11 protein-coding genes are annotated in these 11,922 nt (G+C 72.7%); 10 read left to right on the top strand and 1 reads right to left on the bottom strand.

The genetic code is table 11. From position 1 onward, the window contains the following. Positions 1-2 precede the first annotated feature (2 nt). Both ACH34R_RS38115 and ACH34R_RS38120 read left to right on the top strand, forming a co-directional pair. Complete coding sequence (locus ACH34R_RS38115) at positions 3-3,191, top strand: NHLP bacteriocin export ABC transporter permease/ATPase subunit (RefSeq protein ID WP_397566460.1); 3,189 nt, start codon at positions 3-5, stop codon at positions 3,189-3,191. A gap of 84 nt (positions 3,192-3,275) precedes the next feature. Next, positions 3,276-3,626: a DUF1801 domain-containing protein gene (locus ACH34R_RS38120; protein WP_397566461.1), complete on the top strand. Its 351-nt coding sequence runs from the start codon at positions 3,276-3,278 to the stop codon at positions 3,624-3,626. Positions 3,627-3,643: 17 nt separating this feature from the next. Here ACH34R_RS38120 and ACH34R_RS38125 read toward each other — a convergent pair whose 3' ends face one another. Next, positions 3,644-4,111: a hypothetical protein gene (locus ACH34R_RS38125; RefSeq protein WP_397566462.1), complete on the bottom strand. Its 468-nt coding sequence runs from the start codon at positions 4,109-4,111 to the stop codon at positions 3,644-3,646. A gap of 27 nt (positions 4,112-4,138) precedes the next feature. Between ACH34R_RS38125 and ACH34R_RS38130 the strand changes: the two genes are divergently transcribed. The 8 genes from ACH34R_RS38130 (at position 4,139) to rsmI (ending at position 11,913) form a co-directional block, all read left to right on the top strand. After that, complete coding sequence (locus ACH34R_RS38130; protein WP_397566463.1) at positions 4,139-5,026, top strand: MurR/RpiR family transcriptional regulator; 888 nt, start codon at positions 4,139-4,141, stop codon at positions 5,024-5,026. A gap of 150 nt (positions 5,027-5,176) precedes the next feature. After that, complete coding sequence (locus ACH34R_RS38135; protein WP_397566464.1) at positions 5,177-6,271, top strand: ABC transporter ATP-binding protein; 1,095 nt, start codon at positions 5,177-5,179, stop codon at positions 6,269-6,271. 25 nt (positions 6,272-6,296) lie between these two features. Next, complete coding sequence (locus ACH34R_RS38140) at positions 6,297-7,649, top strand: ABC transporter substrate-binding protein (protein ID WP_397566465.1); 1,353 nt, start codon at positions 6,297-6,299, stop codon at positions 7,647-7,649. Continuing rightward, positions 7,646-8,380 carry a tyrosine-protein phosphatase gene (locus ACH34R_RS38145; protein WP_397566466.1) on the top strand — a complete coding sequence of 245 codons (735 nt, stop codon included), beginning with the start codon at positions 7,646-7,648 and terminating at the stop codon, positions 8,378-8,380. The genes ACH34R_RS38140 and ACH34R_RS38145 overlap by 4 nt, the downstream gene beginning before the upstream one ends. An 11-nt stretch (positions 8,381-8,391) precedes the next feature. After that, positions 8,392-9,243, top strand: a complete 852-nt coding sequence (locus tag ACH34R_RS38150) for a metallophosphoesterase (protein WP_397566467.1) — start codon at positions 8,392-8,394, stop codon at positions 9,241-9,243. Positions 9,244-9,255: 12 nt separating this feature from the next. Then, a complete protein-coding gene (locus tag ACH34R_RS38155) occupies positions 9,256-10,221 on the top strand; it encodes a carbohydrate ABC transporter permease (protein WP_397566518.1) in 966 nt (321 codons plus the stop codon). Positions 10,222-10,229: 8 nt separating this feature from the next. Then, positions 10,230-11,054 carry a carbohydrate ABC transporter permease gene (locus ACH34R_RS38160; RefSeq protein ID WP_397566468.1) on the top strand — a complete coding sequence of 275 codons (825 nt, stop codon included), beginning with the start codon at positions 10,230-10,232 and terminating at the stop codon, positions 11,052-11,054. Positions 11,055-11,076: 22 nt separating this feature from the next. Further along, positions 11,077-11,913 carry a 16S rRNA (cytidine(1402)-2'-O)-methyltransferase gene (rsmI, locus tag ACH34R_RS38165; protein WP_111168712.1) on the top strand — a complete coding sequence of 279 codons (837 nt, stop codon included), beginning with the start codon at positions 11,077-11,079 and terminating at the stop codon, positions 11,911-11,913. Positions 11,914-11,922: the final 9 nt, after the last annotated feature.

The raw sequence follows: 11,922 nt of genomic DNA on the forward strand, positions 1-11,922 counted from the left end.
CCGTGTCCGACGATCCTGGAGGAACCCGGCGGATCCGCGCTCCCCAGCGCCAGGCCGTTCCCACCGGGGAGGCCGGACTGCTGGCCGGGCTGGGCGAGGAGGTGCAGGTCGGCGCGGCCCGGCACGTCATGCTCGGCGGGGCCCACTTCCTGTGGGTGATCGACGGAGGGCCCGCCGACCTGTTCGCGGTCGATCCCGTCGGCCGGGGCGCCTGGCACTTCGTCGGCCGGGTGACGGCCGACGCCGTGATCCCTGGCGCGGCCCGCTCGACCCGGTACGCGCTGGTGTTGCGCACCGAGCCGGGCTGCCGGGTACGGCGGGTGCCGCTGTGGCGGCTCGGCCGCTCGCCTGGTTCGGGTCCGGCGGCCGACCGGCGCGACGCGCTGGCGGCGGCGGTGGACCACGGGATCACGCTGCTGCACGACGGCATCCGGCCGCAGGCCGCCGAAGCCGAGCCGATGAACGCCGAAGGCCGGACGATACGCCTGGCGGCCGGCGAGGCCGCCCGCGCCGGGGACGGCGTGGCCTGGGGTGTGATCGACTCCGGCCGGGTACTTCTGCCCGACACGCCCGACGCGAGCGGCCCCGGTGGTCGGGGTAGTCACGGTGGTCCCGGTGGCCCCGGCGCCCCAGATGGCCAGGGTGGTCGCGGTGGCCCAGGTGGTCCTGGAGGCCGGGGTAGCCAAGGTGGTCTCGGTGGTCTCGGTGGTCTCGGTGGTCTCGGTGGTCTCGGTGGTCTCGGTGGTCCCGGTGGTCCAGGTGGTGCGGGTGGTCGGGGTGGTCCGGGGGAGCGGGTGGCCGGTGAGCTGGTCGTCCTGGCCCCCGGCGACCTGATCACCGCGGTCACCGACGCCGAGGTGGTCCTGCGGCGGACCGGTGACCTGCTGGCCAAGGGCGTCGTGTGGGAACTCCTGGTCCGGCACCACGCGGAGTACATGGCCGCGGTGGACCGCTGGATCGAGCGCAAACGCCGCGCCGATGACCATCGCCTCCAGGCCGGACGCCACGCGGGCGAGGGCGCGATGCGTGAGGCGGTGTCGGCATTGCGGGATGTCGCCCACGCCGCGCCCGCCCGACCGGCCGGGGACATGCACACCGCGCCCGCCCGCCGGCCCGCCGTACCGCACGGGAACGTGGACGCCGCCCTGGCCGTGTGCCGGATGGTGGGCCGGGCGGCCGGGATCACCGATGTTCGGCCGCCGCCGCCCGGCGCGGCGCACAGCCGGGTGGACGCGGTGACCAGGATCGCGGTGGCCTCGGGCATCCGCACCCGCCCGGTCCGCCTGGCCGGGGACTGGTGGCGGTCCGACGCGGGGCCGCTGCTCGCCCACCGGGCGGACGGCGGCGGCCCCGTCGCCCTGCTGTGGCGGCGCGGCGGTTACGACGTCGTGCGCCCGGACGGCCGCCGGGTGCGGGCCACCGAGGAGGGCGCGCGGGCGCTGCGTTCCGACGCTGTCATGTTCTACCGCTCGCTGCCGCACGAGGGCGTGGGGGGAGCGGGGCTGTTGTGGTTCGGGCTGCGCGGCGCGGGGGCGGACCTGGCCCGGCTGCTGGCCGGCGGGCTGGCGGCGTTCGCGCTGAGCCTGGCGGTCCCGGTCCTGACCGGGCGGGTGATCGGCGAGTACGTCCCGGCGGCCCGTACCGACCTGGTGGTGCAGGCGTGCCTGGCGCTGGTCATGACCGGGATCGTGGCCACCGCGTTCGCGGCGGTCAACTCCGTGGCCATGCTGCGGCTGGAAGGCCGGTTGGACGCCACGGTGCAGGCGGCGGTGTGGGACCGGCTGCTGCGGCTGCCCACCTCCTTCTTCGCCCGTTACTCCACCGGTGAGCTGGCGAGCGCGGCGCTCGGGATCAACGCCATCCGGGCGCGGCTGACCGGCATCGCCACCGTCGTGCTGAACGCCACCCTGCTCGGGCTGGTCAATCTGGGCCTGCTCATCTCCTACAGCCGTCCGCTGGGGCTCCTCGCGGTGGCGTTCGCGGGGGCGCAGGCCGCCGTGTTCGCGCGGCTCGCGGTGCGGCGGCTGCGGTGGCAGCGCAGGCTGGTCGAAGTGGAGTACGGGCTGTCGGACCAGGTGTTCCACACCCTGCGCGGGCTGCCCAAGCTGCGGGTGGCGGGCGCGGAGACCTACGCGTACGCGCGGTGGGCGGCGGTGTTCGCCGAGAGCCGCGAACTGTACCGGCGGCTGGAACGCAGCCAGATCGTGATCACGGTGATCAACGCGGTGTCCGTGCCGGCCGGCACGTTCCTGTTGTTCCTGCTGCTGGCGGGCCCGGCCGCGCGGTCCATGCCGCTCGGCGACTTCGTCACCTTCCTGATGGCGTTCACCGCCATGCTGACCGCGATGACCCAGGTGGTGACCGCGGTCTCCTCGGCCGGTGAGGTCTACCCGATGCTGGAGAAGGTCCGCCCGCTGCTGGTGGAACCGCCCGAGGTGGCGGCGGCGAGCGTCGTGCCGGAGGCGCTCGGCGGCGACATCGAGGTGGCCGGGGTCTCGTTCCGGTACTCCGAGCAAGGGCCGCTCGTGCTGGACGACGTCTCACTGAAGATCAACGCGGGTGAGTTCGTCGCCGTGGTCGGCGCCACCGGGTGCGGCAAGTCCACGCTGCTGCGGCTGCTGATCGGCTTCGAGCGGCCGACGTCGGGCACGGTCCGCTACGACGGGGCCGACCTCGGGCGGCTCGACCTGGCCGAGGTCCGGCGGCAGTGCGGTGTCGTGCTGCAACACGCGCAGCCGTTCGCGGGGACGATGTTCAGCAACATCTGCGGCGCGGAGTCGTACTCGGTGGACGAGGCGTGGGCCGCCGCCCGCGCGGCCGGGCTGGAAGAGGACATCAAACGGATGCCGATGGGCATGCACACGCCGCTCGCCGACGGGGCGCCGACGCTGTCCGGCGGCCAGCGGCAGCGGCTCATGATCGCGCAGGCGCTGATCCGGCAGCCCAGGATCCTCTTCTTCGACGAGGCGACCAGCGCCCTGGACAACGAGACGCAGGCGATCGTCACCGAGAGCACCCGGCGGCTGAACGCGACCCGCGTGGTGATCGCGCACCGCCTGTCCACCGTGCTGCGGGCCGACCGCGTGGTGGTGATGTCCGGGGGGCGGATCGCCGAGATCGGCACCCCCGCCGAACTGCTGGCCCGCCCGGACGGGCTGTTCCACCGCCTCGCCCGCTCCCAGGCCATCTGACCTGCCCCTGCGTGGGTACTGGACAGTCTAGTACTGCCGCTAGTACTGTACCGTCTAGTTCTTGAAGCTGAGAAGGGACAGGACATGAGTGCCGCCGCCATCGAGGAGTACGTCCAGACCAAGGTCCAGCCGCAGCACCGGCCCCTCGTGGCGACCCTGCGCGACCTGGTCCGCGAGCACGCCCCGCAGGCCAGCGAAGTGATCGCCTACGGCTCCCTGGCCTGGAAGGGCACCAGGAACCTGGCGATCATCAGCGCCGCCAAGACCCACCTCACGCTGGCCTTCGACCGCGGCGCGGAGTTCACCGACCCGCACGGCCTGCTCAAGGGCGTCGGCAAGCGCACCCGCCACGTCAAGATCACCAAGCCCGAGGACATCGACCCGGCCGCCCTGCGCGACTACATCACCCAGGCCGTCGCCCTGGACAGCGCCTGACGCTCACCGCCTGACGCTCACGCCCCCCAAAGGGGCCGGATCTCCTGTTTCGCCGCCTCGAAGGCGGCGGCGGGGATGTGCCATTCGCAGTGGTCGATCCCCTGGTCAGGCCACCTCGCGAACAGGTGCCATTCGCCCGGGGCCGGCAGGGGCGTCGCCCAGTAACCGATCGAACGGGCGTCTCCCCGGCCCGCCGCCCGGTATTCCACGATCACCGGAGCCGGTCCGCCCGCCCGGACGCCGATGCGGAACGCGCCGCGCACCATCTGCTGTAGATCGGCCTCCACGCCGGGGGTGCGGCACTCCATGTGGATCACCAGCCCCGTGGAGTGGACGTTGATCTGGTCCACGTAGACCGCCGCCCGAGGGCCGTGGGCGGGGGTGCGGCCGAACAGCAGCCGACCGGGGATCTCGTCCTCGGGGATGTCCTTCCCGGAGGGAGGTTCGCCGAAGAACGTCATGCCGTATGCCTTCCCGGAACTCATTGCACAAGAGTGCGGTAGCTTCCAGGCGTGAGCAAGGGTGAACTCGTGCCCGGCGGTGCCGCCGCGCGGATTCGGGCGCTGCTGCCTTCGCTGGTGCCGAGTGAGCGGCGGGTCGCGGAGGTGTGCCTGGAACGGCCGGCGGCGGTGATCGAGTGGTCGGTGGCCGAGCTGGCCGCCGCCGCGGGCACGTCCACCGCGACCGTCGTGCGGGCGTGCAAGACGCTGGGGTTCAAGGGGTTCCAGCACCTGCGGCTGATGCTCGCCAGGGACACCGCGCAGCTCGGCGCGCCGAGCGAGCCGCCCGAGGACGCGCCGGCCGGGATCGTCAGCGCGGTGTTCAAGGCGGCGGCCGGTTCGCTCGGACCGGCGCTGGAGACGCTGGAGGAGTCCGAACTGAACCGCGCCGTGGAGGTCGTCGCGGACGCGCGGCGGCTGCTGCTGGTCGGGGCCGGCGGGTCCAATCCGCCGGTGCAGGACGCGGCGCTGCGGTTCGTGTGCGCGGGGCGGCCGGCCGAGGCGCCGATCGACGCGATCACCCAGACGCTGACCGCCCGGCTGCTCAGCCCGGCCGACGCCTGCGTCGTGGTCAGCCACAGCGGCGTCAACCAGCAGTCGCTGGCCGCCGCCGCGGCGGCCAAGGCGGCGGGGGCCACGGTGGTGGCGGTGACCAGCTTCGCGCGTTCGCCGCTGTGCGACCTGGCGGACGTGAGCCTGGTGGTCGGGCTGCCCGATCTGTCGCTCAAACTGGACGCCGTGACCAGCCGCATCGCGCACGTACTGCTGCTCAACGCGCTGGAGATGGCCGTCGCCCGCCGGGTCCGCCACCGTGAGGGGGGCGACGGCGCGGAGGCCGCCAGGGAGGCCGCGCTCTACGAGGTGCTGGGCGACGTCGTGGAGACCCGCCGCCCGCGCTGATCCCGCCCCACTAACGGACTTATGTCCGGAATGTGTTTAGCGTCCAACCGAAATCGTGTCGCCAGGCGTTCACCTGGCTCCGTCACGCTCCCCATGTAACAACGTAACGGAGATCGTCATGTCTCCGAAACGAGAGTACGTGGAGGCATCGTGGCGCGTATCCGGCTGGACGGCCTGGTCAGGCGTTTCGGCGACGTCGTCGCCGTGGACGACGTCACGCTCGACATCGAGCACGGGGAGTTCCTGGTCCTGCTCGGTCCGAGCGGCTGTGGCAAGACCACGCTGCTGCGCATGATCGCGGGACTGCTGTCCCCGAGCGGCGGGCGCATCCTGCTCGACGACACCGACATCACCTACGAGCAGCCCAAACGCCGCGACGTGGCGATGGTCTTCCAGAGCTACGCGCTCTACCCGCACCTGTCCGTCGCCAGGAACCTCGGCTTCCCGCTGCGGGTGCGCGGCGTGCGCAAGGAGGCGGTACGCCGCCGCGTCGCCGAGGTCGCCGAGCAACTGGAACTGACCCCGCTGCTCGCCCGCCGCCCCAAGGAACTGTCCGGCGGTCAGCGCCAGCGCGTCGCGGTGGGCCGCGCGCTGGTCCGCGACCCCAAGGCGTTCCTGATGGACGAGCCGCTGTCCAACCTCGACGCCCGGCTGCGCACCGCGACCAGGACCGAACTCGCCGCGCTGCACCGCCGCCTCGGCGCGACCTTCGTCTACGTCACCCACGACCAGGTGGAGGCCATGACCATGGCCACCAGGATCGCGGTGATGGACGGCGGGCGGGTCGAGCAGGTCGGTACGCCCGAGGAGATCTACGACCGGCCCGCCACGTCCTTCGTCGCCTCCTTCATCGGCTCGCCGCCGATGAACCTCATCCCGGGCCGCGTGGAGAGCGCCGCCGGGGAACTGCGCGCCGTCGCCGACGGCGGCGTACTGCCGCTGTGGCCGGGCGAGACCGAGCCGCGCGACGTCCTGATCGGCGTGCGCCCCGAGCACCTGCGCCCCGGCGCGACCGGCCTGCGCGGATCGATCACCGCCGTGGAGAACCTGGGCAGCGAGGAGGTCGCGCTCTGCCTGGCAGGCGGGCAGAGCGTCGCCGTACGGGCCCCGCGTCCCGCCGGGTTCGTCGCGGGCGAACCGGTCACGCTGACCGCCGACGCCGCCCACGTCCACCTCTTCGACCGCGCGAGCGGCCAGCGCCTGCTCTGGCGCCAGGAACCGGTTCCGGCCGCCCTCGCCTCCTGACCTCCCCTCGGAAGAAGGAACCACCGTGAAAAGGATCAAAGGCACGCTCGCCGTGCTCGCCGTGGCGACGCTCGCCGCCTGTGGCGGACCGCCCGGGGCGGCGCAGCAGGTCTCGGCCGGGGCCCCCGCGCCCGAGCTGAAGACGGGACAGAAGGTGTCGATCACCTTCGAGAGCTACAACCTGATGCAGGCCGGTGTGTGGACCGAGACGGTCACCCAACTGGTCAGGGAGTTCCAGCAGCAGCACCCGGACATCACCGTCACCGCGCGCCCCCCGCAAGGCCAGATCGAGAACCTGACCGCGGGTGTGCAGCAGCAGATCGTGGCCGGCGCCCCGCCGGACGTGGCCCAGCTCACCTTCGGCGACCTGGACTTCATCGTCAACGGCCTGCGCGCCAAGCCGATCGAGGACGTCGCCGGCAGGCAGGCCGTGCAGGAGCACTTCGAGGCCGGGCACCCGATGCACCCCCGGGCGCGGACGCTGGCCGACTTCGGCGGCAAGACCTACGGCGTGCCGTACGTCTTCTCCACGCCCACCCTCTTCTACAACGCCGACCTGTTCGAGAAGGCCGGGCTGGACCCGGCCAAGCCCCCGAAGACCTGGAAAGAGGTCAAGGAGGCCGGTCTGGCGCTGAAGAAGTCCGGCAAACAGGGCGTCTACCTCGGCTGTCTCGGCCAGGGCGCGGCCGACTGGTGCCTCCAGGCGATCATCCGCTCCAACGGCGGGCGGGTGCTGGCGGAGTCGGGCAAGGAGCTGACGTTCGCCGCCCCGCAGGCCACCGAGGCGCTGGCGATGTGGCAGGACCTCGTCACCTCCGGCGCGCACCCCGACCTCGGCACCAACGAGGCCACCGAGTCCTTCGCCCGCGGCGACCTCGGCATGCTGCTCAACTCCAGCGCTCTGCAAGGGATGATGCAGCAGGCCAGCGCGGGCAAGTGGAAGCTGGGCTCGGCCGCGATGCCGGGCTTCGAGGGCCGCGAGGCGGTACCGACCAACTCCGGCTCCGCGCTGTTCACCTTCGCCACCGACCCGGCCAAGCAACGGGCCGCGTGGGAGCTGATGAAGTTCCTGACCAGCGACCGCGCCTACACGCTGATCTCCAGCAGGATCGGGTACCTGCCGCTGCGCACCGGCCTGATCGACGACCCCAAGGGGTTGAAGTCCTGGGCCGAGAAGAACCCGCTGTTCGCCCCCAACCTGGCCCAGCTCGACCGGCTGGAGCCGTGGGTGTCCTTCCCCGGCCCCAGCTACCTCCAGATCCGCGACCTGATGGACAAGGCCGCCCAAGAGGTCGTCTACCGCGGCAAGGACCCCAAGGCCACCATGGCCCAGGCGCAGGACCGGGCCTCCGCACTGCTCCCGAAGGGCCGGCCATGACGATCACGAACTCCCGGCACCTGCCGCTGGCCGGCACCTACAACGTGCGCGACGTCGGCGGCTACCCGACGGCCGGCGGCGGCGTCACCCGCTGGCGTACGCTGTTCCGCGCCGACGCCCTGCACCGGCTCGCCGACCCCGCCGAACTCGCGGACGCGGGCCTGCGCACGGTCATCGACCTGCGCGAGGACGGCGAACGGCGGGCCGCCCCCGACGCGCTGCACGGCCTTTCCGTGGAGGTCGCGCACATCCCCGTCTTCGCCGGCGGCCCGCCCCCCGAGCAGGTCGAACTCGGCCCGCTCTACGACCACATCGTGGACGAGCGCGGCGCGGCGCTGGCCCGCGCGATAGCCGTGCTCGGCCGTCCGGACGCGCTGCCCGCCCTCGTCCACTGCACCGCGGGCAAGGACCGCACCGGCCTGGTCATCGCCCTCGCGCTGGCGGTGGCCGGGGTCCCGGACGAGGTGATCGCCGAGGACTACGCGCTGACCGGCGACTACCTGGGCGAGGAGTTCGCCGAGGAGGCCAGGACGCGGCTCGCCGGGCTCGGCCTGGAGCGGGCCATGCACGAGGCCGTCATGAAACTGCACCTCGCCTGCCCGGCCGAGCAGATGACCCGCACCCTCGCCCGCATCCGGGAACGCCACGGCGACGTACCCGGCTACCTGCGCCACCACGGCGTGTCCGACGACCGGATCACCACCCTGCGCGCCCACCTGACCGACCGCTGAAAGGAAGCGCCATGCCGACCCCGCTGCACACGATCATCCAGCTCAGTGACACCCACATCGTCCCCGAAGGGGAGCTGCTGCACGGCTCCCAGGACACCATCCAGCACGTCGCCGCGGTGCTGACCGCCCTCCAGGAATCGGGCCTTTCGCCCGATGCCCTGCTGCTCACCGGCGACCTGGCCGACACCGGGCGGCCCGAGGCGTACGCGCGGCTGCGCGCACTCGTCGAGCCCGCCGCCGAGCGGATCGGCTGCCCGGTCCTCTACGCGATGGGCAACCACGACGAGCGGATCGCCTTCCGGGCCGGGCTGCTGCCCGGAGAGGGTGCGGTCGATTACGTCCACATGGCCGGTGACCTGCGGATCATCGTGCTGGACAGCACCGTCCCCGGCCACCACCACGGCGAGCTGTCCGCCGCCCAGCTCGACTGGCTGCGCGCCGAGCTGGCCACCCCCGCCCCCGCGGGAACGATCGTCGCGCTGCACCACCCGCCGATCCCCTCCCCGCTCGCGCTGCTCGACATGGTCGGCCTCAACAGCGCCGCCGAACTGGCCGACGCCGTGCGCGGCAGCGACGTCCGGATGATCCTGGCCGGGCACGCCCACCACGCGAGCGCCGGCACGCTGGCCGGGGTGCCGGTGTGGGTGGCGGGGGCCGTCGCCTACAGCTCCGACACCCTGGCCCCGGCGGGGGCCTTCCGCGGGCTGCCCGGCGCGACCTTCACCCGTGTGGACCTCTACGAGGACCACACGGTGGCCACCGTCGTCCCGGTGAGCCCGCAGAGCGTGCAGCCGCTCTATGAGATCACGGCCGAGCAACTGGAGAAGTACATGGCCCAGTCCGCCGCCGCCGCGCAGAGCTGACCCGCGTTGACCGTGTTGACCGGCATGTTCGTCGAGGTCGCCGCCTCGCCCCGGACCACCGGGGCGGTGGCGGCGGCCCGGCCGGGCCTGGCGCGGCGGCTGGTCCGCGCGCTGCCGCCCTACCTCTACCTGGTCCCCGCCGTGGCCGGGCTGGTGATGTGGGTCTACCGGCCGCTCGCCCAGACCGTGCAGCTCTCCTTCTACGACTGGAACCTGTTGCCGACGACGCCCGCCGTACCGGCGGGCCTCGACAAGTACGCCCAGGTGCTCGGCCTGCCCGAGATGCGCGATGCGCTGCTGAACACGCTCTGGTACACCCTCGGCCTGCTGCCCTTCTCAGTGCTGCTGCCGGTGGCGTTCGCGCTGCTCACCCGGGCCGTGCGGGGCCGCGCCCGGGACGTGTACCGGTCGCTGATCTTCGTGCCGATGCTCGTCGCGCCGGTCGCCACCGCCGCCGTGTGGCGCTGGCTGCTGCACCCGGAGGGCGGCGTGGTGGACCGGCTCTTCGGGGTGTTCGGGGCGGACGGGCCGAACTGGTTCCGCCAGCCGGGCACCGCGCTGGCCGCGCTGATCCTGATCAGCGGTTGGCAACTGCTCGGCTTTTCGATGCTGGTCGTGTCGGCGGGCCTGGCCGGGATCAACGCGGAGTACGGCCAGGCGGCGGCCCTGGACGGGGCCTCCCGCTGGCAGGCCGCCCGGATGATCACGCTGCCGCTGCTGTCGCCGTCGCTGCTGTTCATGGTGCTGATGACGGTGCTGCTGTCGGCCCAGTGGACGTTCCCGCTGATCGACATGTTCACCCAGGGCGGGCCCGGCACCGCCACCACCAATGTCTACTACCTGCTGTGGCAGTTCGGCTTCCGCAACTTCGACACCGGCGTGGCCTCGGCGGCGGCGGTGCTGTTCTTCGCCGGGTTCGGGGTGGTCGCCGCCGCGTTCCTGGCCCTGCTCAACCGCTTCAGCTTCTACGACGATTAGGGACACCGATGGACAAGCTGGAACGGCGGCCCCGCTGGCAGGTGGTGACCGGCCATGCCGTACTGGCCGTGGTGAGCGCGCTGAGCGTCTTCCCGATCGCCTGGATGTACCTCACCTCGCTGCGCCCGGCCTCCGACGTGTACGACCAGTCGCCGCTGCCCGCCGCGCTGACCTTCGGCAACTACGCATACGTGTGGCAGACCATCCCGATCGGCCGGATGCTGGTCAACACCTTCGTCATGGCCGCCCTGGTCTCCCTGGGGCAACTGCTGGTCAGCCTGTTCGCCGCCTACGCCTTCACCCGCTGGCGCTTTCCCGGGCACCGGCTGGTGTTCCTGATGTTCGCCTGCACGTTCCTGGTGCCGATCCAGGTCAGCATGATCCCCAACTACGTCACGCTGTCCCAGTTCGGCTGGCTGGACACGCTGGCCGCGGTGATCGTCCCGCAGGTCACCGGGGGCTTCGCCGTGCTGATGCTCTACCAGCACATGCGCGCCTTCCCCAAGGACCTGCTGGACGCCGCCCGGATGGACGGGCGCTCCTCCTGGGGGACGCTGTGGACGGTCGTGGTGCCCAATCTGCGTCCCGCGCTGGCCGCGCTGGCGATCCTGATGTTCGTCAACGCCTGGAACGAGTACTTCTGGCCCGCCCTGGTGCTGCGCCGCGCCGACTCGGTGGTGCAGGTCGGCATCCGCGCCTTCCTCGGCGCGGAGGGCGACGACTGGGGGGCGCTGATGGCCGCGGCCGGGCTGACCTGCCTGCCGATCTTCGTGGTGTACGTGCTGTTGCAGCGTCAGGTGCTGGACGCGTTCGTCCGTTCCGGACTGCGGTGAACGGCCTGCGAGGATAGGGGGCGTGACGGAGCTAGGGAAGCTGGTGCTGGCCGGCGCGCCGATCGGGCGGGTGGGAGACGTCGGGCCGCGCCTGGCCGAGGCGCTGGCCGGGGCCGACGTGGTCGCAGCCGAGGACACCCGGCGGCTGCGCCGGCTCGCCGCCGACCTGGGCGCGCAGATCGGCGGCCGGGTGGTGTCCTACTACGACGCCAACGAGGCCGAACGCGCCGCCGAGCTGGTCGAGTCGCTGCGCGCGGGCGCGACCGTGCTGGTCATCACCGACGCGGGGATGCCGGGCGTGTCCGACCCCGGCTACCGGCTGACCAGGCTCGCCGTGGAGGCGGGCGTACCGGTGACGGCGCTGCCCGGCCCGTCGGCGGTGACGACCGCGCTGGCGGTGTCCGGGCTGCCCAGCGACCGGTTCTGCTTCGAGGGCTTCCCGCCGCGCAAGCCGGGGGAGCGGGCCAGGCGCCTTGCGTCCCTGGCCGCCGAGGAGCGCACGATGGTGTTCTTCGAGGCCCCGCACCGGCTGGCGGCCACGCTCGCCGCGATGGCGGAGGCGTTCGGGCCGGAGCGCCCGGCCGCCGTGTGCCGGGAGCTGACCAAGACCTACGAGGAGGTACGCCGGGGCGGGCTCGGCGAGCTGGCCGAATGGGCGCAGGCGGGCGTCAAGGGCGAGATCACCCTGGTCGTCGCCGGGCACACCGCCGCGGCCGGGCCGCCCGACCTCGCCGCGCTCGCCGCCGAGGTGGCCAGGCTGGCCGCGACCGGCGTGCCGCGCAAGCAGGCGGTGGCCGACGTGGCCAAGGCGGCGGGCGTCCCGAAACGGGAGCTTTACGACGTCGTTCACCGTGCCTGAACGATCAAC

The sequence above is a fragment of the Spongiactinospora sp. 9N601 genome (assembly GCF_044326295.1).
Taxonomy (GTDB): Bacteria; Actinomycetota; Actinomycetes; order Streptosporangiales; family Streptosporangiaceae; genus Spongiactinospora; species Spongiactinospora gelatinilytica.

Excerpts from the sequence above, each read along its gene's own strand:
- ACH34R_RS38120 (WP_397566461.1), top strand. The coding sequence starts at position 3,276 with ATGAGTGCCGCCGCCATCGAGGAGTACGTCCAGACCAAGGTCCAGCCG.
- ACH34R_RS38125 (WP_397566462.1), bottom strand. The coding sequence starts at position 4,111 with ATGAGTTCCGGGAAGGCATACGGCATGACGTTCTTCGGCGAACCTCCC.
- ACH34R_RS38145 (WP_397566466.1), top strand. The coding sequence starts at position 7,646 with ATGACGATCACGAACTCCCGGCACCTGCCGCTGGCCGGCACCTACAAC.
- ACH34R_RS38150 (WP_397566467.1), top strand. The coding sequence starts at position 8,392 with ATGCCGACCCCGCTGCACACGATCATCCAGCTCAGTGACACCCACATC.
- ACH34R_RS38160 (WP_397566468.1), top strand. The coding sequence starts at position 10,230 with ATGGACAAGCTGGAACGGCGGCCCCGCTGGCAGGTGGTGACCGGCCAT.